The following is a 20,574-nucleotide window of genomic DNA, read 5'->3' as shown; positions in this document are numbered from 1 at the left end:
AGAGGGAGATTGGGCAACGTGGACGATCGTTCTGTACCCGATATTGAAGTCCGCCATCTTTCGGTATGGTATGGCCATACGCCAGCCTTGAAAAACATTAACTTACGTGTTGATGCTGGACAAGTGTTAGCCATTATTGGTCCGTCGGGATGTGGAAAATCCACCTTTTTGAGGGTGTTAAACCGGATGATTGAACGGTTGGCACTTGTCAGAATTGAAGGGAGCGTGCGGGTAGGGAGCTTCGATGTTCTCGATGATCACGTTGATGTGACCCATTTGAGACGTACCGTGGGCATGGTCTTTCAACATCCTAATCCCTTTCCTATGACGATTTTTGACAATGTGGCATATGGCCCGCGAATTTTTGGCATCAAATCCTCGACACAATTACGTAAAACTGTGGAAGATAGCTTAAAGCGAGCAGCGTTATGGGATGAAGTGCGAGGAAAGCTGCGGCGAAGTGCTAGCACATTATCGGGAGGGCAGCAACAACGCTTATGCATTGCGAGGGCCTTAGCCGTCGATCCGCAAGTCTTATTGTTGGATGAGCCCACGGCTTCTTTAGATCCCGTTTCTAGTGCCAAGATTGAGGAATTGATTGTGCAATTAAAGTCACAATATACGATGATTATTGTGACGCACAATTTGCAACAAGCCGCGAGGGTATCCGATGTGGTGGCCTTTTTTGAACAGGGCCAGCTAATTGAAATGGGTTTTACCCAAGATATCTTTACGGCTCCAAGAGAAAAACGAACGGAAGAATTTTTGACTGGCCGATTTGATTAATTCCTCCCAATAGACCTTGAGGAGTCTTTAAGCATGGTGCGGCAAACATTTCATCACCAATTAACGGAACTTGAGCAGGAATTAATACGCATGGGGGCATTGGTCGAAGACCAATTGCGGCGTGCTGTACGGTCTTTAACCGAACAAGATGTCGCCTTGGCGCATCAAGTGATTGCCGATGATGACCGGGTCGATGCCATGGAAATGGATATCGAGCGCCGGTGTTTGACGCTTTTAGCCCTGCAACAGCCTTTAGCCAGTGATTTGCGTGTGGTTTCGACGGTTCTTAAGATTATTACAGATCTTGAGCGGATGGCGGATCATGCTTCGGATATTGCCAAAGTGACGGTGAGGCTGAATCATGAGCCCCCTATCAAACCCCTTATCGATATCCCGGAAATGGCGCGACTCACCAGTTCCATGGTTCGCCTAGCATTAAATGCCTATATTCACCGTAGTATTGAAGAAGCAATGACCATGATCCGATTGGACGACGATGTCGATCATCTTTATGCCCGCGTGTTCCGAGAATTGCTAGAAATTATGCGGGCTCAGCCTGAAACTATTGGACAAGGCACCTATCTTTTGTTTGTGGCCAATTATATTGAACGGGTAGCGGATCATGCGACGAATCTTGGCGAATGGGTAATATATATGGTAAGTGGTCAGCGCCAAGAATTGAATGACTAGCGGTTCACCTCGAACCCGACGTAAAATTGGCAAAAGTCAACTCATTTCACCGAGAAAGTGATGCCAAATTCCGTTGTTTTCGTTACAATATTCACGAGCGTCATTTCATCCCATGTCTATAGGAGGTTATACAGTGGTAAGAGTTGGTATCAATGGATTTGGAAGTATTGGGCGTAGGTTTTTCCGAATTGCGCAAAAACAAGATATTTTTGAGATAGTTGCTATCAATGATTTGACGGATGCCACGACCATTGCTCATCTCCTGAAATATGATTCCAATTATGGAATTTTTGATGCGGATGTGAGGGCAGAAGGTTCAAATCTGATTGTAAACGGAAAAGAAATCATCGTCTCTGCGCAAAGAGACCCCGGCGCAATCCCATGGAAACAATATGGCGTTGATATCGTGATTGAATCGACAGGATTGTTTACGGATGCCAATAAGGCACGAGCACATATTGAAGGTGGCGGGGCTAAAAAAGTCATTATATCGGCTCCAGCATCGAATGAAGACCGGACGATCGTATTAGGCGTAAACCAACAACTTTATGATCCTTCCCACGACAATGTGATCTCCAACGCCTCTTGTACCACCAACTGCTTAGCCCCTGTAGCGAAAGTTCTTGACGAGGTGTTTGGTATCGAATCCGGTATGATGACCACCGTGCACTCGTATACCAATGACCAAAAGTTATTGGATCTCCCGCATAAAGATTTGCGGCGGGCGCGAGCTGGCGCCATTAACATTATTCCAAGCAGCACAGGAGCCGCCCGGGCACTGCATTTGGTGCTCCCCCAATTGAAAGGCAAGCTAAATGGCATGTCTTTACGCGTTCCCACTCCCGTTGTTTCGATTGTTGATTTGACAGTCAATACCCGCGAATCCGTATCGGTTCAAGCCATCAATGAATCCTTCCAGAAAGCCGCTGAAACCTCATTGAAAGGGATTTTGCAATTTACGGATAAACCTCTCGTGTCATCTGATTTCAAGGGCAATCCGCATTCCAGTATTGTCGACGGGTTAGAAACCATGGTTGTCGGGGATCATATGGCCAAAGTCTTGGCGTGGTACGACAATGAATGGGGTTATGCCAATCGGCTGGTCGAATTGACCGAACTCGTTGCGGAAAAGGGCGTGTAAGATGACAAACGCATTTCGTCGCATGGAGGAACTGGGAGATATCTATGGAAAGCGTATTCTTGTACGGGTCGATTTTAATATTCCCATCGATCCCACTACGGGAAAAATTACAGATGACAGCCGCATTCAAGGGTCATTACCCACGCTAAAATCCTTGTTGCAAAAAGGTGGTCGCGTGATCGCGATCAGTCACCGGGGCCGTCCCAAATCACCCAATCCGCAAGATTCATTGCAACCGGTATTCGACTATTTGCAAGAACACTTGGACTTCCCCGTGCGTTTTGTGAATGAGGTCATGTCGCCCAGGGTTACGGAAGCCAGCCAGGCATTAAAACCCGGGGAACTCTTAATTTTGGAAAACTTGCGTTTTCATCCGGGCGAAAAAACAAATTCCCGTGAATTTGCCGCGTACCTGGCGAGTCTTGCCGATATTTACGTCAATGATGCTTTTGGTACATCCCACCGCGAAGATGCTTCGATTGTCGGGGTGCCAGAATTTTTACCAGCGTATGCGGGCCTTTTAATGGCCGAAGAATTAGACACATTAGATGAGATTTTGACCCACCCCCAGCGTCCGTATTGGGCGATTATTGGTGGTGCCAAGGTCAGTGACAAGGTAAAATTATTGGCTCGTCTGCTAGATTTAGTCGACGGGCTCATCATTGGCGGCGGGATGGCCAATACCTTTTTGTATGCTGAAGGCTATGATATGGGAAAGTCCTTGGTTGAACCGGGGGCCGTGAATACGGCAAAAGACCTGGTCGAACGAGCTAAGACTAAAGGAATTCCTGTCATCTTGCCTACGGATATGGTTTTAGCGAAAGAATTTAAGGCCGATGCCCCATCTCGGGTTGCCAAGATAACAGATATTCACTCCGATGAAATGGCGCTCGACATTGGTCCTGAGACGGTCAAGGCGATTGTCCAGGCACTGAATCCGGCGAAAACGGTCCTATGGAATGGGCCCATGGGTGTTTTTGAGTTTGAAGCGTTTGCTCAAGGCACACTGGCTGTAGCCCGAGAATTGGCTCACCTTAATGCTGCGGTGGTAGTAGGCGGCGGCGATTCCGTCGCTGCGGTGAACAAAGCGGGCGTCAAAGACAAGCTTACTCACATTTCCACAGGCGGTGGCGCTACCTTGCGCTATCTTGAAGGGGAAGATCTTCCCGGCGTGCGTGCCTTGAAACATGCCGTGCATGAATAGGGGGTGAACGATACGCGCGAGACTTTTCTCATTGCGAACTGGAAAATGCATAAAACGGTGGAGGAAGGGCGTGCTTTTGCTAGGGAATTGGTTCGCCGTTTAGAAAATGTGTCTCCAAAGCATCAATTGATTATTTGTCCGACAGCCTTAAGCCTTTGGGCTGTCGGACAAGAATTAGCCACCTCACCGGTCATGCTGGGGGCACAAAATCTCGATTTAGGGCGAGAAGGTGCTCTCACTGGGGCGTTATCAGGCTATTTAATCCATGAAGCCGGGGCTCGGTGGGTCATTGTTGGTCACTCTGAACGGCGCAACCTTTTTGGTGAAACAGATGCTTTGATTGGGCAAAAAGTCGCTCAAGCCTTTGACGCGCATTTGCGTCCAATTTTGTGCGTCGGTGAATCGCTCGATGATTATCGTTCCGGACAAACCTTTGCCGTTATTACCCGCCAAATTGAGGCGATCTTTCCTTATGCGAGTCCAGAGGTATTGAAATCCCTGGTGGTGGCCTATGAACCGGTGTGGGCGATCGGTAGCGGGGAAGTACCTGAACCTGAACAAGCGAATGAAGTGGCCGGCTTAATCCGCCAAATCCTCTCCAAACAAATTTCGGACGATAGCAATACGGTTCCCGTGTTATACGGGGGAAGCGTTTCTTCCAAGAACATCCATCAATTTCTCGAACAAGCACATATTGACGGTTCGCTGGTTGGCGGCGCATCATTGCAAGTGGATGAATTTCTTAAAATGGCGGATATTGGCCACTAACCAGACGGATTGACGGAAAGAAGGGTTCAGCAACGTGGTACGACCTACGGTGCTGATGGTATTGGATGGATGGGGGATTGCTCCCCCCTCTCCATCTAATGCCATTTCAGAAGCACCCGATCGCAATATGCAGGCATTGCAACAAACATATTTATTTACCCAAGTTCAAGCTCATGGACGAGCCGTTGGCCTCATGGACGGACAAATGGGTGATTCAAATGTCGGGCATTTGACTATTGGTGCCGGCCGCATTATACCCCAAAATTTAGTGAGGATTTTTGATGCCATAGAATCTGGAGAATTAGCTAATAGCCCGGTCATTCATGAGCTAATTAATCGGGCTAAGCATCACAGGTTGCATGTGATGGGATTGTTGTCCCCTGGAGGGGTTCATAGCCATCAAGAACATCTCAAAGCCCTATTGAAGATTTTTGCTGAGGCGGGACTAAAAGAGGTGTTTTTGCATGTTTGGCTAGATGGCCGTGATGTAGATCCCCATAGTTCCCCGGCTTCTTTGGCCTTTTTAGCGGGAGTGATGAACGAACTCGACCTAGGGCGCATTGCGACCGTATCGGGGCGGTATTACGCAATGGACCGCGACAAACGATGGGACCGAACGGAGAAAGCCTACCGGGCGATGGTTTTAGGGGAAGGTCAAAAGGCGCAAAGTGTGGTGGAAGCCGTTTTAGCATCCTACGAACACGGAATCAGCGATGAATTTGTTGAACCTACAGTGCTGGTGGATAATCATGGTTCACCCGTGGCCACAATTGATCCCGAAGATCCGATCTTTGTCTTCAATTTTCGGCCAGACCGGGTTCGTCAAATCACTCGAGCGTTGGCTGATCCCGATTTTCATGCATTTGATCGTCCCAAGGGAGCGATGCATGATGTGGCCGGCATGACCCAATATGACGAAGAGTTTATCTTACCTCACGTGTTTGCCCCCATAACAGTTGAGAACAATATGGCGGAATGGTTAAGCCGGCAAGGCTTGACGCAGCTCCATGTCGCAGAAACGGAAAAATATGCCCATGTGACATTTTTCTTTAATGGTGGGGTCGAACATGTTTACGATGGCGAGTCACGCATCCTGATCCCGTCACCGAAAGTGGCTACCTATGATTTAGCACCGGGGATGAGTGCAGCCCTTATTGCTGATGCCGTCATAGAGGCTTTGGACCAGGGGCACAACGATTTTATCTTGCTGAACTTTGCTAATAGTGATATGGTCGGGCATACGGGTAACTTAGAGGCGACCAAGGAAGCCATTCGGATTGTTGATGAACAAATTGGACGCATTGCGAGGAAGGTGCTAGAGCACAATGGACTCTTGGCGATTGTGGCCGATCACGGCAATGCCGAAATTATGGTGGGAAGTCATGGCGAAATTCATACCCAACATAGCACGAGTCCGGTTCCTTTTATATTAGTTGGACATCCTAGCGTATTAGACAGCTGGTCACTAAGAGCCGGAGGCGGGCTAAAGGATGTGGCGCCCACCGTGTTAGAGGCTATGGGTGTGCCGATACCCAAAGAGATGACAGGAGAATCCTTGCTCGTTAAAGGAGGCCGGAATTAATTCGATATGAGAGAAAGCATAAGCAAAATACAAGCGATGGAAATTTTGGACTCGCGGGGTAATCCGACCGTGGAAGTCTACTTGGAACTCGAAGACGGGACGGCTGTGGTCTCCCGTGTTCCTTCTGGTGCCTCAACTGGCGCTCATGAAGCGGTAGAATTGCGGGATAATGATCCCTCACGGTATGGGGGCAAAGGTGTCAGTCTAGCGGTGAAAAATGTCAACGAGGTGATTGCGCCCGCGTTTTTAGGGTTGCCCGTGACAGACCAAAAGACAATGGATCAGCGACTTGTGGAACTGGATGGAGATCCCCAAAAAGCTCGATTGGGCGCCAATGCGATTTTAGGTGTATCGCTGGCGATTTTGCAAGCGGGGGCTAAAGTCCATAACCAGCCACTCTATCGCTATATCGGTGGGCTTGGGGCTGCGTTGCTGCCTGTGCCGTTATTGAATGTCTTAAATGGCGGGGCCCATGCGGATAATAATGTTGACATTCAGGAATTTATGTTGGTGCCGGTAGGGGCTGCGACGTTCAGAGAAGCGATGCGCATGGCTCAAGAAACCTATCAAATGCTTAAAAAGATTTTGCAAGAGAAAAATCTCCGTACAGCGGTCGGCGATGAAGGTGGATTTGCGCCTGACCTACAGTCCAACCGGGAGGCCCTTGATTTGCTCTTGCTGGCGATGGAACGTGCAGGATTAAAACCGGGTCAAGACATGGTCTTGGCCCTGGACGTCGCCGCCACAGAAATTAAGCAAGATGAGGGATATATTTTCGAAGGCACCCTCAAAACCGGTACGGAACTCATTGATTATTATCATCAATTGATCCGCGACTATCCCATTATTTCTATTGAAGATGGTTTGGCAGAAGATGATTGGGATCACTGGCAACTCTTAACGGAGCGACTGGGCGATCAGGTTCAACTGGTGGGGGATGACTTATTCGTGACCAATACCCAGCGTATTCAGCGAGGAATCGAAGAAGGTTGTTCCAATGCGGTCTTGATTAAATTGAACCAAATCGGTACGGTCACCGAAACCTTAGACGCTATTCGCTTGACGCACCGCGCTGGGTGGAATGCGATTGTGTCACACCGTTCAGGAGAAACGGAGGACACCACGATTGCAGACTTAGCCGTCGCCATCAACGGGAGTCAAATTAAAACCGGAGCACCTGCACGGGGTGAACGGATTGCTAAATATAACCGGTTACTAACGATTGAACAGACTGATCCCGGATTAGAATATGCCGGATGGGAGGCCTTTCGCCGTTGAATTTAGAGCTGCGACAAGTGGGAGATGGCGTTTTTGCGACCAACCGGGCGGCCATGCAGGCGGAAGTTGCCGATGTCATTGTCTTTGATATGGACGGGGTTTTAATTGATGTCCATGCGTCCTATCCGATTGTCATCTGTCAGACCGTAACCCATTACCTAAGAGAGAAAGGTTTTGTGGGACAAGGACTCGCCGTCACGCCAGAAGAGACCGCCTATTTCAAAGCGGCTGGAGGCTTTAATAGTGACTGGGCGTTGGCTCAAGGTATTGTGCTGGTCTTTTTGGTGAAGTCGGTAATGGCGGGCAGTCGGGATTTTGAGGGCCTACGCCATCTTGCTCCAGACTTTTTAAGCCTCTCACGTGCCGTGGCACAACAAGGTGGCGGGTTGAACGGGCTTGCACGGGCTCTCGAAACGTTGGTGGATGAAAAAGATTTTGAGACCATTACACAGTCCTGGGACCGTACACGGATCACTCGTCTCGCGATGGAGTATTATGCGGGGGACGAAGCGGCCCAAGTTTTTGGAATTCCCAATGATACCGTCAAAGGTCAAGGGCTTATGCATGCGGAACGGCCACTTGTAAGTCGGGAAGATCTATTAAAATCTCCTTTCCGTTATGGATTATATACAGGGCGAAATCTCGGAGAAACCCAGACTGCGATCCGTATTGCCGGACTGGAAGGGATTTGGAGCGAGGATGCGATGATTACCGAAGATCGCGGCATACATAAACCCGATCCCCAAGGACTTGTGGCCATCGCGCAAAGTTTGTCGCCCCGTTTGATGATATATGTGGGAGACAATTTAGATGATTGGCAGGCTGCAGCCCGCTATGAAGCGGAGCGGTCCTTAGATGATCCTCCTTGCCTCTTTTGCGGAATGTTGGGAGGTTCCCCAGGACCTCTGGCCTACGCTTTATTCCAAGATCGGGGCGTTGATCTGATGGCACATAGCGTGAAGCAATTGCTTGCTTGGTTAACCCACCGACGGCAACGCACAGATTAATCGCTTGCTAAGGATTTTAACCCCTAAGAACTGGCTAGACCTCTGTTGAACAAACAGAGGTCTTTTTTATTTTTGGCGCGCAGGATTTGATGGTCTAAAGCTTGGCAGTACGCACATTTGGTTATCGCGTTCGTATGATGGAGTATTGCTAAGGAGGGCTAAGAACAATGCAACTAGAACAAGATCTTGATGCGTTAAATATGACGCGATTTCATTACCGGCTTATCACTGTGGCCGGATTAGGAACCTTATTCGACTCATTGGATGTTGGGATTATTTCGTTTGTCTTAGCGGCATTGATTGGGGCTTGGCATTTAAGCAATGTGATGGTGGGCGTCGTCGCCTCGATCAGCTTGGTTGGAATGGCCATTGGTGCGGCTTTGGCTGGAACTGTAGCCGACCGCTTAGGACGACGAAAAATCTTTATGTTGACCCTGGCGATTTATAGTATTGCCACGGGGCTTTCCGCGGCCGCCTTGGCGGTGTGGATGTTAGTTCTCTTTCGCTTTATCGTGGGCATTGGTCTCGGAGGCGAGTTGCCTGTCACGAGCACCATGGTGACGGAATTTTTACCACGAAAAGACCGTGGCCGCGGGATTGTCTTATTAGAAAGTTTTTGGGCTGTCGGATGGCTGATTGCGGCGTTAGTCTCGTATTTATTGATTCCCCGATACGGATGGCGGATGGGCTTTCTCTTTGGTATGTTACCGGCTTTGTATATTTTATATTTGCGCCGGCATATTCCCGAATCACCGCGATTTCTATTGCGCACGGGAAGAGTGCAAGAGGCCCAGCGCGTGATGAGTGTGGTGGCAGGGCATGAAGTTGCTGCGACTATGCACGTCCCGGTTAAAGCGAGAACGAAAGGGAGTGTTCTTGATCTTTTTCGCCATGGGCAAAGCTCCAAAACCATTATGCTGTGGATTTTGTGGATGGGAATGAACTTCGCCTATTACGGAATGTTCTTGTGGTTGCCATCGGTTTTGGTCACTCATGGCTATTCCTTGGTGGATTCGTTGAAATATACGTTGATTGTCACCATTGTTCAATTGCCCGGATATTTGTCAGCAGGATTTCTGGTGGACCGTCTCGGCCGCAAACCGGTTCTGGTGTTCTATATTCTTATGTCAGCGGTATCCGCCTATCTCTTTGGCCATGCCCATGGAGTCGAACAGGTTTTAATATTCGGTTCGATGCTATCCTTTTTTAATTTGGGAGCATGGGGTGTTACCTATGCGTATACGGTTGAACAATATCCCACCATGAACCGGGGAACAGGTGCCGGATGGGCCATGGGCATTGGGCGCATTGGCGGCATCATCGGGCCGACGATTGTCGGCGTGTTGCTCGCTATGAAATTGGGTCTGGTGTCAATCTTCGGTGTGTTTGCCGCAGCCTTATTCATTGCGGCATTAACCGTGATGATTTTAGGCAAAGAGACCAAAGGCAAATCGCTAGAGATTGTCAATGCGCCTGAAGGTTAAGAGATTTCTCGCCCTTTGATTTACAAGACAGTCGAGACCTTAAGCAAGGTCTCGACTGTCTTTGTCATGATTGTGGTATAATATGATGACTTATAAAGCGGGCCTAGCTTGCGCATAATGGGGAAGGATGTTTCGGTGATAACCTTATTGGCGATTTTAGAAGTGGTCTTATCAGTGGCTGTAATTGGTTCGATTATTTTGCAAACTGGTTATAGTGCGGGAATTTCCGGAGCTTTTGGCGGAGGCGGACCGTCGCCTTATACGGGTAAAAAACAAGGAGTTGATCAACTTCTTGAAAAAATTGCCCTGTATCTTTCTATTGCTCTAGCCATTGTTACCCTGTTAATGGTTCATTATTGGCGGTAGGATGGATATATTTGTGAGACGAGACCCCTTAAGGAACCTCTGAAACGGCGGTTAACCGGACAGAGGTTTTCTGTGTTAAGTCAGAGGATATTCTCAAGGATTTTTCCCATTTGTTGAGAAAAAGGAGGTGGAAAAATGCCCAAGAAAAAGAAAATCGTGCATCCCAGGGCGCGCCATTCTCTGAGCCCAAAGGCGTATGGTGCGCATGCGGATCCCAAACGGTTGCCGGAAAGACTTTTTTCGATTTTGGCTAATGGACAACCTATCTTAGAAGAGCAGTTATTGAAAAAACTCAATAAAGGCCGCAGCCCTGACAAGTCGCTCTTCCGGATTTATGCGCAATATCGCAAGGAAGGTTGGCTCGTGCGCACAGAAAGTGGTCATATCAGCATATTAGTTCGTCCGGGTCATTTGCGTATTAATCCTCGGGGATTTGGATTTGTGATGAATTCCGAATATCCGCAAGACGACATTTTTGTTCCTGCCCGTTGGTTTCAAGGAGCCCGGCATGATGATGAAGTGCTCGTTTGGTACCGTAAAACCCCTGACGGGCTGGAAGGGCGCGTGATGGATGTCTTGTCGCGGGCGACAACCCAAGTCACAGGTCGATTAGATCGAAACCGTATGGGGTGGCGGGTGATTCCGGATGATCCGCGTAAACCCGAAGTGGAAGTCGTGGTCCCGAAACACGAAAAGGTGCGACCCGGAGATATGGTTCAAGCTACCATTACGGAGTGGCCATTAGACCCCAGGCGATCGGTCCGTGGTGAGCTGACGAAAAATTTGGGAAACCCGTTTACGCCCGGAGTGGATGTGTCGGTGGTGGCGCTCGAACACCACTTACCATTGGAATTTCCTCCTGCCGTCATCAAAGCCGCCGAATTACTGCCTGCTAAAGTGCGACCAGAAGATTATGAAGGACGCCTGGATTTAACGGACGAACTGATTGTCACTATCGATGGGGCGGATGCCAAAGACTTAGATGATGCGATATCGGTCAAGGCCTTAGAGCACGGTTTGTTTGAAGTGGGAGTGCATATTGCCGATGTGAGTTATTATGTGGAAGAAAATTCGCCGTTGGACCTTGAGGCTATGGAACGTGGCACGAGTGTGTATTTAGTTGACCGGGTCATTCCGATGTTGCCTGAACGTTTATCCAATGGCATAGCCAGTTTAAATCCGGGTATCCCCCGCTTAACTGTGTCAGCCATTATGACAATGGATGCTACGGGAGAGGTGCAGCATGTCGAATTCCACCGTTCGGTCATTCGATCGAAATTCCGTCTCACCTATGAAGGGGTGAATGCCCTCTTAGCCGATCAACAAGATGATGTTCATCACTTGCGACCATTTTTAGAAACTGCTCTGACTGTACGCAATATTCTGCGGAACCGCCGCATCGCCCGAGGAGCGATTGATTTTGATGTGCCCGAATCGAAAGTGATTTTGGATGCGAATGGTTTTCCCGTTGACGTTGTGCTCCGAGAGCGTGGTTTAGCGGAAAGTATTATCGAAGAATTGATGTTGTTGGCTAATGAAGTGGTGGCCCGAGAAATGATTGACAAAAACCTCCCGGGACTTTTTCGGGTCCATGAACCGCCAGGAGAACGTATGGAACAATTCCGGGAAATGATTGGAGCCCTCGGCTACCGGTTGCCGGAAGCTCTTACTCCTAAACATTTACAAGATTTGATTAACCGGGTTCAGGATAAACCGGAAGAACGTGTAGTCAATACGGCGTTATTGCGCGCGATGAAGCAGGCACGTTACCAGAGCGAAAATACCGGGCATTTTGGGCTGGCTGCTGATGAATATACTCATTTTACCTCTCCGATACGCCGATATCCCGATTTATGGGTTCACCGCGTGCTTACGGCGTATTTGGAAGGACGACTGGACGAAGAGACACTTTCCCGTTGGCGCTCAAAAGTCAGTATGGTGGGAGAGGTCGCTTCGTTGCGCGAACGCGAAGCCATGGATGCCGAGCGCGATTCGGTGGCATTGAAAGAAGCCCAGTTCATGGCTGATAAATTGGGAGAGCAATATGATGCGGTAATCTCTGGGGTGACCAATTTTGGACTGTTTGTGGAATTGCCCAATTTGATTGAGGGCTTGGTGCGACTTGAGGATCTGCCCTCTGATTACTGGGTGTTTGATCCTGTTCGCTACCGGCTCAAAGGTCAACGGACAGGCCGGGAATATCAACTCGGACAGACTGTGCGAGCTGAAGTTATTCGTGTCGACGTGGCGATGAAACGCATCGATTTTCGCTTGGTCCAAGAAAATGAAAGTCGGGCCAAACCAAAGCGCCGACAAAAAGTTTAAGAACGTTTCGCTACGAGCCGTTGTGCTTTACGCATGGCGCGTATGAGGGTTCCCAGACCAACGACGAGCACGGTAAAGGCTACGAGAATAAAGCCAATCCCCCAGCGTGTGCAATTTATGAATATGGATCGGTGTAACCCATGCCATTTTTTGCAACCTGGGGAACATAAGGCTTAAGCCTCCGGCGAGCATGAATGTCAGACCTCCATAGAGCAATGTGGCGCTGGCTGTACTTTGGGCAACATTTTTAGCCAAGTCGGCAGGAATATGCGCACGACTCATCCAGTGGCCAAAGAGCGCGCCGGCACTGGCTTGAAAGTGCCTGGTCCAAAAAATGCGCCCGGAACCCATTCCCACCAGGTGCTGTGCATACTCGGCGCGAGCACAGTGTAAATGATGATGGCAAAGGCACCAAGCCCCCATCCTGCTAGGAATCCGTGGACCATGGCCATTTGTGGCGGGATATTGCGCATGGGCTTGAAGTTATCGTGATGATGGCTACCAAGCCCATGAATATGGAGTACCCGGCTTTAGGAACGAATATATTTTCCTGCTAGAAACATAGCGATACCCACGACGATATAAACGACCGCATCGATGCGCGGATTTTGCAACCATTTGGCTAAGGCTAAATATGCCCGTTCTGAGGCAATGGCCCCTTGGAGGGTAAAGGCCAAAGAAAAGGACAATCCGGCAACAAGACCGCCCTGGGTAGAATAAGCTCCAATCGCGTAGCTAAAGGTAATGGGCCAGGTATGCTCATCAGGTGTAATTCCATGGACCATGCCTAGAAGAAAGGCAGTCACGATAATAAGGTTGATAGGCAGTCCGCTATGAGGATTCCACAGATTAATGTCCGCAAACATGCTCTTATGCTCCTTTTCATTAAGCAGTATGAACAAAAACCTCTCCCAACTCTCGCAAAATTTTTTGGAAGTTCGTTGGAATCTGCATCAGTATGAAACCTTTTGAGAGTTCCCGGCGTTATGTGTGATAGAGGTGAGTACTATGCGGATATGGAAAGAGTGGTACATTGGCAATCCCAAAAATGCGACCCTGCCATATAAAGCTCATGTTGCATTGAGCTTTGAAAATACACGTATCTTATGGACGGAATTTGGCTCAGCGCCCCTATGGACAGTGGGAAAACTTATTTGGAAAAAGGAATCGCCTTCATGGAGTCGTTTACACTTTGGCGACAGCACGTGGTGGTGTGGCCAACGAGGCAATGTGGTCGTCGTCATTGGACGCGGCAGGCGTCCTCGGGTGGTCCTGACTCAAGGGCAGTGGACGGGAATAATTCCGCCTGGACGTGGCTCCTGTAGCGGGATGATGCCATCGGGTGCTCCCTGTACGGCAAAATTTCAAGATCCAAAGACGGATCATCATCAAAGGGCTGCTCGGTAAATGCGGGATTCATTATTTTTTTCTACGTTTCATATGGAGATGCCCTATGGTATTTTCAGGGGACAACAGTGCTTTAGGGAAAATTTGAAGCTCGGAGTGATCATGCCAATCCCCATTATTGGGGATTTGATATTTTTTGCGAAGGATCATATAATTTTAAGGCAATACGTGACGGGGGTTATGTTCAATGGCGAGAAATGAAAAACCCATTGCCGAGAACCGAAAGGCTCGTCACGATTATTTTATTGACGAGGTTATCGAAGCTGGAATGGTGTTAACAGGCACGGAAGTCAAATCGTTGCGTGCAGGACGTGTCAATTTACGGGACAGTTTCGCGCGATTTGACAAAGGGGAACTGTTTCTATTTAATTGCCACATTGCACCATATGAGTACGGTAACCGCTATAATCATGATCCGTACCGGAGTCGGAAGCTGTTAGTGCACCGCAAGCAGTTGCGGGAACTGGCAGCTCGTGTCCAACAAGACGGGATGACTTTAATCCCTGTCCGGATGTATTTTGATAAACACGGACGCGCAAAATTGGCGCTCGGAGTAGCCCGTGGTAAGAAGAATTATGATAAGCGGCAGTCGATAGCACAACGTGACGCGAATCGGCGGATTGAACGAGCGCTTAAACAACGGGTATAACCGTTGGATGGTGTTGATATTGCATGGGGGCGAACTAGATTCGACGGGGATGAACGGGGTGTTGGAACGCGAGCCGAGGTCCTGTGCCTCGTTAAACAGCAGGAAATCATTAAGTGCCAACAACACTGAAGAAAACTACGCTTTAGCTGCTTAATCCCAGCTAACGCCTGAATCCCAAGTTCCTACCTTCGGATTCGTGGCGTAAAAATGTAGGATACCTTGGTATAAGGCCCGAGATATCAAGGGAAATTAAGGGCTGGCCATGCAGATGCCGCGCTGTGTACGACACTGCTTGGTGAGACGAATTTCACAGCTACGCTCGTAGGGGTCCGGCACGACGTGTCTTCGGACGGGACGGGCAGCACGTCCCCGCCTCCACCAAGTTTTTCTCCCGCCAACAGGGTGGGAGTTTTTTTTAGAACGTTTTGAGAGGGGTTGTCTCATGGGGTTGCGTCAAGATGGGCGAAGTAATGATGCGATTCGTCCTGTAGATTTTCAATTGGGTTTCAATGCCTGGGCTGAAGGATCGTGTCTAATTTCTGTTGGCAATACACGCGTTTTAGTCACAGCAACGGTTGAAGACAAAGTTCCTCCATTTGTTCGTGGAAGCGGTCAAGGTTGGGTATCGGCAGAATATGGGATGCTACCCCGGGCGACTCATGAACGCACGATGCGTGAGGCTGCCAGAGGACGTCAACAAGGTCGAACGATTGAGATTCAACGTCTGATTGGTCGTTCTTTACGGGCTATACTCAATCTTAAGGCCTTAGGCGAAAAAAGTATTTTGTTGGATTGTGACGTCATTCAAGCGGACGGAGGAACGCGCACGGCGGCGATTACAGCGGGATTTATGGCGTTAACACAAGCGTTGACGAAAATTCATAAAACGTCGGCCTTCACCACCAAACCGCTGAAAGATTGGATGGCTGCGATAAGCGTCGGTTTGCATGGTGAGGACGTGTATCTCGATCTCAATTACCATGAAGATTCCCAAATTGGTGTGGACATGAATGTTGTCATGACCAGCAAACATCAGTTAATCGAGATTCAAGGAACAGCCGAGCATGGTCTTTTCTCGCGAGCCCAGTTAGACTTGTTGCTCGACTTTGTTGAGCCGGCTATTGATGAATTAATTGCTTTAGAGAAATCGGTTTTGCCAGAAGGAGCGTTGTTAATTGGATAGGGTTCACCCGCCTATTATTTTAGCTTCGCATAATCCGGGAAAGTTACAAGAATTTCGTCGATTATTTGCGTCCACCAATATTCGTTTGATTTTAGACGATTTTGGCGGCAAGGAAATTGTTGAGGAAACCGGGACAACGTACCGTGAAAATGCTGAACTGAAAGCACGGGCGGTTGCAAGGCGAACAGGGCACTGGGCTTTGGCCGACGACTCTGGTGTAGAAGTCGATGCCTTAGGAGGTCAGCCAGGAATTCATTCCGCCCGTTTTGTGAGTGACAATAGTTGGGAAAATACGCGCGAAATTTTGTTGAGATTACTTGATGTGCCCTGGCCTCAACGGACGGCTCGGATGCGGGCGGTTCTCTGTTTGGCGTCTCCTGATGGTTTGGTATTTTTTGCAGAAGGAGTGGTTGAAGGCCGAATATTGACATGGCCGAAAGGGCAAGCAGGATTTGGAGTCGATCCTATTTTCAGCATCGACGGAGAAAGTTCATTTGCCCAGTGGAGTCAGGAACTCAAAGACCGAGTATCCCACCGAGGTATGGCCGTTCAAGGGATTATTCCCATTATCCAACAGGTGATGGCTCTTTAATGCGGTATTTGGTTGTGGCCGATATTCATGGGCATCTCGAGCGGTTGAAACCCCTCATAGCTTCTACTGTTTTGCTTGATGGGGTCATTGGGGCTGGAGATTTTTACCGCGATGGGAAGTGGCTGGCCGAAAATTTTGGTGTGCCCTATTATGGAGCCCAAGGAAATAACGACCATGAAGAAACTGCGCCATGGATAACGATCTGGACTGTAGATCATATCCGCTTTGGAGTCATTCATGGGCATCAATGGTTATCTTCCCGCCGGCAACAAGGGCTTTGGCATTTTGCCCAGAGTCATCTTTTGGATATCGTGATTTTTGGCCACACTCACCGTCGTCAACAGTTTGTCCATGAGGAAACTATCTTTTTCAATCCTGGATCAGTATTTCGGCCGCGAGGTTTTCCGCCTGGGGTCGGGTGGATTGTCGGCGAAACTAAAGATCAGCTGAAGATTTGGTGGGAAGACCTACCTTTTTCATCGAAAACATAATACATAGTATAATATGGCTTAAGTTATAAAGGGGGCACTTAAGTGAATTTTTATGTTTTAATCGCGTCACTTTTGGCCTCGTCGGTCGAATTTATTGAGGCATTATCGATTGTGCTGGCCGCGGGAGTTGTTTATGGGTTTCGCCCTGCTCTCAAAGGGGTATTTTATGGTATTTTAACGCTGGCATTATTGGTCGCCGTTTTAGGGGAAGGAATATTGCGCGTTATTCCCTTACAGATTTTGCAGGGAATTGTTGGCATATTGCTGCTCCTGTTCGGGTTGAAATGGATTCGAAAGGCGATATTACGTTATGCTGGCTTAAAAGCCTTGCACAATGAAGAAGAAGCCTATGAAAAACAGATTAGTCGGTTAAAGGCAAGCAATAAAGGGAGTTTTGAAGCCCAAGCCACCGCGTATAATGGCGTCGTGTTAGAAGGTTTGGAAGTGGTTGTCATTATTTTAACTATGGGTTCAGGAGCCCATGCTTTTGGTAGCGCGATCGCTGGGGCAGCAATAGGGCTAGGTCTTGTGTTATTGTTGGGCATTTCGTTACGCGCTCCTTTAGCCAAAGTACCTGAGAATACTTTGAAATTTGTCGTCGGTGTGATGTTAACCAGCTTTGGCACATTTTGGGCAGGGCAGTCAATGGGAATTAACTGGCCATTGTCTGATGCTACATTGTTGCTCTTGATTGCGGGTTATGTCTTAATTAGCCTGCTCTCCATTCGTATGTTAAAGAAGGACGGGATGCGGGCCTCATGACCATGAAATGGCTAAAGAAAGTGTATGGTTTATTTGTCGATGATCCCCTTTTGGCGGTATTGAGCCTTATTTCCTTAGCTATCGTATTCTTATTAGCCCATATTGGATTAGCGCGATTGTCAGGTCTGGTACTTTTTGGTCTCATAGCAGGTTCGATTATGTGGAGTGTACGTCGGTCTTAAGAGATTTGCCTCTTGCGTTGACGAAGTGATAAAACCATGATATAGTGTTTATGCTTCGAATCGGGGCGTGGCGCAGCTTGGTAGCGCACTTGCTTTGGGAGCAAGGGGTCGCAGGTTCAAATCCTGTCGCCCCGACCAGACAGAGGCGTCCCCGTAGCTCAGTTGGATAGAGCGCGGGACTTCTAATCCCGGCGTCGCAGGTTCAAGTCCTGCCGGGGACACCAAGAATTGTTTAACATGGTGGATGTAGCTCAGTTGGTTAGAGCACCAGGTTGTGGCCCTGGGGGTCGGGGGTTCAAGTCCCCTCATTCACCCCAAAAAAGTTTCTTCCCCGGTATGCCGGGATTTTTTGCGCCCGTAGCTCAGTGGATAGAGTGACGGACTTCGAATCCGCAGGTCGTAGGTTCAAATCCTACCGGGCGCACCAGGCGAGGGTGATGGAATGGCAGACATGCGAGACTTAGGATCTCGTGCCGCAAGGCGTAAGGGTTCAAGTCCCTTCCCTCGCACCATTCAATGCGGAAGTAGCTCAGCGGTAGAGCATCGCCTTGCCAAGGCGAGGGTCGCGGGTTCAAATCCCGTCTTCCGCTCCATTTGCCGAGGCGGTAGAGCGCCTCGTTTTTTGCATGGCTTGGATACTGTCCCGGGGCGTGTTATAATGAGTTTATTTGTAACGGGTATTGAGGAGGAATTACACAACAATGCAAGTGGCATTACAGCGGTTACCGAATTCAGTCGCAAAGGTTTCCGTCACCATTGACCCCAGTGATCTTTCTAAAGCGATGGATAAAGCTTTTCGCAACGTCGTAGGCAAGTACAATATTCCCGGATTTCGTCGGGGCAAAGTTCCCCGCCCAATTTTTGAACGTTTTGTGGGTCGGGAGGTTATTCTCCAAGAAGCTGCTCAGCAACTGGTCGAGAACCGCTATTATGAAGCATTAAGTGAAGTATCCGTTGAACCCGTGGCAGAGCCAAAGATCAACATCGTGAAACTTGATGATGGCCAGCCCTTTGAATTTGATATTGAGGTGGAATCAAAGCCACAAATTGATTTGCCGGATTATCAAGATCTTTTGCAAGAACCTTTGGAGATTCCCGTACCAACCGACGAGCAAATTGATGCCGAATTAGCGTTGGTCGCTAAGGGTCAAGCCCAAATGGTTCCCGCTGATGATGAACCTGTCGCGAAAGGAAACCGGATTGTTGTCAGCCTTAAAGGTTTTTTGGATGACGGCGAGGACGATTCGGAACCGTTTGTTGATGACGATGCCTATACGATTGAAGTCGGTGCGGGGACCGTCGTAGAGGGATTGGAAGACCAGCTTATTGGCCTCAAAGTCAATGAACCTCAGGTGATTAAACTCACCTATCCGGAAAATCATCCCGATGTTTCTTTAGCAGGGAAACCCGTTCGGTTTGAATTGACCGTTGTGGAGAATAAAAGGCCGGATATTCCGGAAATCAATGATGATTTAGCCAAAGCAGTTGGTTTGGAATCATTGCAGGAATTACGTGAGCAAGTGACGAATAATTTAAAAACCAGATTGGAAGAGCAAGCCAAAAATGCTCGGTTACAAACCATCTTGGGTAAACTAAAAGAGCGTGTGTCTGTTGAAGTGCCTTCAGCTCTGGTTGATCAAGCCATTCACAACCAGTTGCATGAATTAGAAAACACGCTCGCGCGTATAGGAGCCAGCACGCAGGAATATTTGGAAAGCCGACAAATCACACCTGAGGCCTTACACGATGAGCTTCGACCTGCCGCTGAAGAGCGCGTGAAAGAAGAATTACTGCTTGAAGCTATCGCAAAGCAACAAGGTTTTGAGGTCAGTGACGAAGAGGTTATTCAAGCGATCAAACCCGTTGCCGATATGTACCGGCAACCCTTAAGTGATATGGTTCGCCTTTTTAGGAGTTCTGGTGAATTTGAGGCTTTGCGAACCAATATTCTGTTGTCTAAGGCCAGCACGTATTTGGCCTCTACGGTGGCCGGCGGACAAGGGGAGAGTGAACAATGAGTTTTGGTTACCTCGTTCCGATGGTTGTTGAGCAAACCAACCGCGGAGAGCGTTCCTATGATATCTATTCGCGTCTGTTAAAAGAGCGAATCATTTTTCTAGGAAACGCTATTGATGATGATGTGGCGAATTTGGTGGTTGCTCAATTGCTCTTTCTAGAAAGTGATGATCCCGACCGCGATATTCATCTATACATCAATTCTCCTGGCGGCTCAGTTAGTGCTGGTTTGGGAATTTATGATACGATGCAATATATTAAACCTGATGTCTCGACCATTTGTGTCGGTATGGCTGCCAGTATGGGGGCATTGCTCTTGGCTGGTGGGGCAGAAGGTAAACGGTTTGCCTTGCCGAATTCACGGGTCATGATTCACGAGCCGTGGATTAACAATCTCGGCGGTAAAACCACCGATGTGGAAATACAGATGAAAGAGCTATTGCGGAGTCGAGAGGCTCTGGCCGGAATTTTAGCCAAGCACACCAATCATTCAGTTGAACAAATTTTGGAAGAGACTCAACGTGACTACTGGATGACAGCGGAGGAAGCAAAAGCCTATCATCTCATTGATGAAGTGGTCACTCCCCGCAGCAAGGCGGATTCGGAACAAAAGTCTGAAGAATAACTTATGGTCAGCTTGGTGATTGTAGGGGTGTCAAAG

Annotated in this window: 22 protein-coding genes, 6 tRNA genes and 1 other RNA gene; 27 read left to right on the top strand and 2 right to left on the bottom strand. The window is 48.6% G+C overall.

Going from position 1 to position 20,574, the window contains the following annotated elements; genetic code table 11:
* The first annotated feature begins 9 nt into the window (after positions 1-9).
* The 11 genes from pstB to rnr all read left to right on the top strand — a co-directional run bounded on the left by pstB (position 10) and on the right by rnr (position 12,631).
* Positions 10-786, top strand: coding sequence for a phosphate ABC transporter ATP-binding protein PstB (gene pstB / locus AOA63_RS17810; RefSeq protein ID WP_082344125.1), 777 nt, complete (start codon positions 10-12; stop codon positions 784-786).
* Positions 787-819: 33 nt separating this feature from the next.
* The gene (gene phoU / locus AOA63_RS17805; protein WP_028962750.1) at positions 820-1,476 is read left to right on the top strand and encodes a phosphate signaling complex protein PhoU; all 657 of its coding nucleotides are present in this window, start codon (positions 820-822) and stop codon (positions 1,474-1,476) included.
* Between the two features lie 133 nt (positions 1,477-1,609).
* Complete coding sequence (gene gap, locus AOA63_RS17800; protein WP_197648420.1) at positions 1,610-2,617, top strand: type I glyceraldehyde-3-phosphate dehydrogenase; 1,008 nt, start codon at positions 1,610-1,612, stop codon at positions 2,615-2,617.
* 1 nt (position 2,618) lies between these two features.
* On the top strand, positions 2,619-3,821 hold the full coding sequence (locus AOA63_RS17795; protein ID WP_053961089.1) for a phosphoglycerate kinase: 1,203 nt from the start codon (positions 2,619-2,621) through the stop codon (positions 3,819-3,821).
* A gap of 3 nt (positions 3,822-3,824) precedes the next feature.
* On the top strand, positions 3,825-4,589 hold the full coding sequence (gene tpiA / locus AOA63_RS17790; RefSeq protein ID WP_278277085.1) for a triose-phosphate isomerase: 765 nt from the start codon (positions 3,825-3,827) through the stop codon (positions 4,587-4,589).
* Between the two features lie 55 nt (positions 4,590-4,644).
* Positions 4,645-6,171 carry a 2,3-bisphosphoglycerate-independent phosphoglycerate mutase gene (gene gpmI, locus AOA63_RS17785; RefSeq protein WP_053961225.1) on the top strand — a complete coding sequence of 509 codons (1,527 nt, stop codon included), beginning with the start codon at positions 4,645-4,647 and terminating at the stop codon, positions 6,169-6,171.
* Between the two features lie 6 nt (positions 6,172-6,177).
* Entirely contained in the window at positions 6,178-7,449 is a 1,272-nt protein-coding gene (eno, locus tag AOA63_RS17780) for a phosphopyruvate hydratase (protein ID WP_053961088.1), read from the top strand.
* Positions 7,446-8,456, top strand: a complete 1,011-nt coding sequence (locus AOA63_RS17775; RefSeq protein ID WP_053961087.1) for an HAD family hydrolase — start codon at positions 7,446-7,448, stop codon at positions 8,454-8,456. Before eno ends, AOA63_RS17775 begins: the two co-directional genes overlap by 4 nt.
* Positions 8,457-8,623: 167 nt before the next feature.
* Positions 8,624-9,940 (top strand): MFS transporter, encoded by a 1,317-nt coding sequence (locus AOA63_RS17770; RefSeq protein WP_053961086.1) that lies wholly within the window; start codon positions 8,624-8,626, stop codon positions 9,938-9,940.
* Positions 9,941-10,075: 135 nt separating this feature from the next.
* Entirely contained in the window at positions 10,076-10,306 is a 231-nt protein-coding gene (gene secG / locus AOA63_RS17765; RefSeq protein WP_020376594.1) for a preprotein translocase subunit SecG, read from the top strand.
* Between the two features lie 135 nt (positions 10,307-10,441).
* Complete coding sequence (gene rnr / locus AOA63_RS17760; protein ID WP_053961085.1) at positions 10,442-12,631, top strand: ribonuclease R; 2,190 nt, start codon at positions 10,442-10,444, stop codon at positions 12,629-12,631.
* A 27-nt stretch (positions 12,632-12,658) separates the two neighbouring features.
* Here rnr and AOA63_RS20300 read toward each other — a convergent pair whose 3' ends face one another.
* Positions 12,659-13,054, bottom strand: a complete 396-nt coding sequence (locus AOA63_RS20300) for a hypothetical protein (protein WP_242848418.1) — start codon at positions 13,052-13,054, stop codon at positions 12,659-12,661.
* Between the two features lie 107 nt (positions 13,055-13,161).
* Positions 13,162-13,497, bottom strand: a complete 336-nt coding sequence (locus AOA63_RS20295; RefSeq protein WP_242848417.1) for a hypothetical protein — start codon at positions 13,495-13,497, stop codon at positions 13,162-13,164.
* A gap of 142 nt (positions 13,498-13,639) precedes the next feature.
* On the opposite strand from AOA63_RS20295, the gene AOA63_RS17750 reads away from it, so the two are divergent.
* The 16 genes from AOA63_RS17750 (at position 13,640) to AOA63_RS17675 (ending at position 20,538) form a co-directional block, all read left to right on the top strand.
* The gene (locus AOA63_RS17750; protein WP_053961084.1) at positions 13,640-14,038 is read left to right on the top strand and encodes a hypothetical protein; all 399 of its coding nucleotides are present in this window, start codon (positions 13,640-13,642) and stop codon (positions 14,036-14,038) included.
* A gap of 187 nt (positions 14,039-14,225) precedes the next feature.
* Complete coding sequence (gene smpB, locus AOA63_RS17740) at positions 14,226-14,687, top strand: SsrA-binding protein SmpB (RefSeq protein ID WP_053961082.1); 462 nt, start codon at positions 14,226-14,228, stop codon at positions 14,685-14,687.
* A gap of 25 nt (positions 14,688-14,712) precedes the next feature.
* Positions 14,713-15,068, top strand: a transfer-messenger RNA (tmRNA) gene (ssrA, locus tag AOA63_RS19135).
* A 67-nt stretch (positions 15,069-15,135) separates the two neighbouring features.
* Entirely contained in the window at positions 15,136-15,870 is a 735-nt protein-coding gene (rph, locus tag AOA63_RS17735; RefSeq protein ID WP_053961224.1) for a ribonuclease PH, read from the top strand.
* Positions 15,863-16,462, top strand: a complete 600-nt coding sequence (locus tag AOA63_RS17730; protein ID WP_053961081.1) for a non-canonical purine NTP pyrophosphatase — start codon at positions 15,863-15,865, stop codon at positions 16,460-16,462. The genes rph and AOA63_RS17730 overlap by 8 nt, the downstream gene beginning before the upstream one ends.
* Complete coding sequence (locus AOA63_RS17725) at positions 16,462-16,953, top strand: metallophosphoesterase family protein (RefSeq protein WP_053961080.1); 492 nt, start codon at positions 16,462-16,464, stop codon at positions 16,951-16,953. Before AOA63_RS17730 ends, AOA63_RS17725 begins: the two co-directional genes overlap by 1 nt.
* A 42-nt stretch (positions 16,954-16,995) precedes the next feature.
* Positions 16,996-17,715 carry a COG4280 domain-containing protein gene (locus tag AOA63_RS17720; RefSeq protein ID WP_053961079.1) on the top strand — a complete coding sequence of 240 codons (720 nt, stop codon included), beginning with the start codon at positions 16,996-16,998 and terminating at the stop codon, positions 17,713-17,715.
* Positions 17,712-17,897 (top strand): hypothetical protein, encoded by a 186-nt coding sequence (locus AOA63_RS17715; RefSeq protein ID WP_053961078.1) that lies wholly within the window; start codon positions 17,712-17,714, stop codon positions 17,895-17,897. Before AOA63_RS17720 ends, AOA63_RS17715 begins: the two co-directional genes overlap by 4 nt.
* Before the next feature lie 61 nt (positions 17,898-17,958).
* Positions 17,959-18,035, top strand: a tRNA-Pro gene (locus AOA63_RS17710).
* A gap of 9 nt (positions 18,036-18,044) precedes the next feature.
* Positions 18,045-18,121: transfer RNA gene (locus tag AOA63_RS17705), tRNA-Arg, on the top strand.
* Positions 18,122-18,137: 16 nt separating this feature from the next.
* Positions 18,138-18,214, top strand: a tRNA-His gene (locus tag AOA63_RS17700).
* A 34-nt stretch (positions 18,215-18,248) separates the two neighbouring features.
* Positions 18,249-18,324: transfer RNA gene (locus AOA63_RS17695), tRNA-Arg, on the top strand.
* A gap of 1 nt (position 18,325) precedes the next feature.
* Positions 18,326-18,409 (top strand) — tRNA-Leu (locus tag AOA63_RS17690).
* Positions 18,410-18,415: 6 nt separating this feature from the next.
* Positions 18,416-18,490: transfer RNA gene (locus AOA63_RS17685), tRNA-Gly, on the top strand.
* A gap of 108 nt (positions 18,491-18,598) precedes the next feature.
* Positions 18,599-19,915 carry a trigger factor gene (tig, locus tag AOA63_RS17680; RefSeq protein ID WP_053961077.1) on the top strand — a complete coding sequence of 439 codons (1,317 nt, stop codon included), beginning with the start codon at positions 18,599-18,601 and terminating at the stop codon, positions 19,913-19,915.
* Entirely contained in the window at positions 19,912-20,538 is a 627-nt protein-coding gene (locus AOA63_RS17675) for an ATP-dependent Clp protease proteolytic subunit (protein ID WP_053961076.1), read from the top strand. Before tig ends, AOA63_RS17675 begins: the two co-directional genes overlap by 4 nt.
* Positions 20,539-20,574: the final 36 nt, after the last annotated feature.

The sequence above is a fragment of the Sulfobacillus thermosulfidooxidans genome (genome assembly GCF_001280565.1).
GTDB classification, from domain to species: domain Bacteria; phylum Bacillota; class Sulfobacillia; order Sulfobacillales; family Sulfobacillaceae; genus Sulfobacillus; species Sulfobacillus thermosulfidooxidans_A.
This window is presented reverse-complemented; position numbering and strand designations above follow the sequence as displayed.

Excerpts from the sequence above, each read along its gene's own strand:
- phoU (WP_028962750.1), top strand. The coding sequence starts at position 820 with ATGGTGCGGCAAACATTTCATCACCAATTAACGGAACTTGAGCAGGAA.
- AOA63_RS17795 (WP_053961089.1), top strand. The coding sequence starts at position 2,619 with ATGACAAACGCATTTCGTCGCATGGAGGAACTGGGAGATATCTATGGA.
- gpmI (WP_053961225.1), top strand. The coding sequence starts at position 4,645 with ATGGTATTGGATGGATGGGGGATTGCTCCCCCCTCTCCATCTAATGCC.
- eno (WP_053961088.1), top strand. The coding sequence starts at position 6,178 with ATGAGAGAAAGCATAAGCAAAATACAAGCGATGGAAATTTTGGACTCG.
- AOA63_RS17770 (WP_053961086.1), top strand. The coding sequence starts at position 8,624 with ATGCAACTAGAACAAGATCTTGATGCGTTAAATATGACGCGATTTCAT.
- rnr (WP_053961085.1), top strand. The coding sequence starts at position 10,442 with ATGCCCAAGAAAAAGAAAATCGTGCATCCCAGGGCGCGCCATTCTCTG.
- AOA63_RS20300 (WP_242848418.1), bottom strand. The coding sequence starts at position 13,054 with ATGGGGGCTTGGTGCCTTTGCCATCATCATTTACACTGTGCTCGCGCC.
- AOA63_RS20295 (WP_242848417.1), bottom strand. The coding sequence starts at position 13,497 with ATGTTTGCGGACATTAATCTGTGGAATCCTCATAGCGGACTGCCTATC.
- AOA63_RS17750 (WP_053961084.1), top strand. The coding sequence starts at position 13,640 with ATGCGGATATGGAAAGAGTGGTACATTGGCAATCCCAAAAATGCGACC.
- smpB (WP_053961082.1), top strand. The coding sequence starts at position 14,226 with ATGGCGAGAAATGAAAAACCCATTGCCGAGAACCGAAAGGCTCGTCAC.
- AOA63_RS17725 (WP_053961080.1), top strand. The coding sequence starts at position 16,462 with ATGCGGTATTTGGTTGTGGCCGATATTCATGGGCATCTCGAGCGGTTG.
- AOA63_RS17715 (WP_053961078.1), top strand. The coding sequence starts at position 17,712 with ATGACCATGAAATGGCTAAAGAAAGTGTATGGTTTATTTGTCGATGAT.
- tig (WP_053961077.1), top strand. The coding sequence starts at position 18,599 with ATGCAAGTGGCATTACAGCGGTTACCGAATTCAGTCGCAAAGGTTTCC.
- AOA63_RS17675 (WP_053961076.1), top strand. The coding sequence starts at position 19,912 with ATGAGTTTTGGTTACCTCGTTCCGATGGTTGTTGAGCAAACCAACCGC.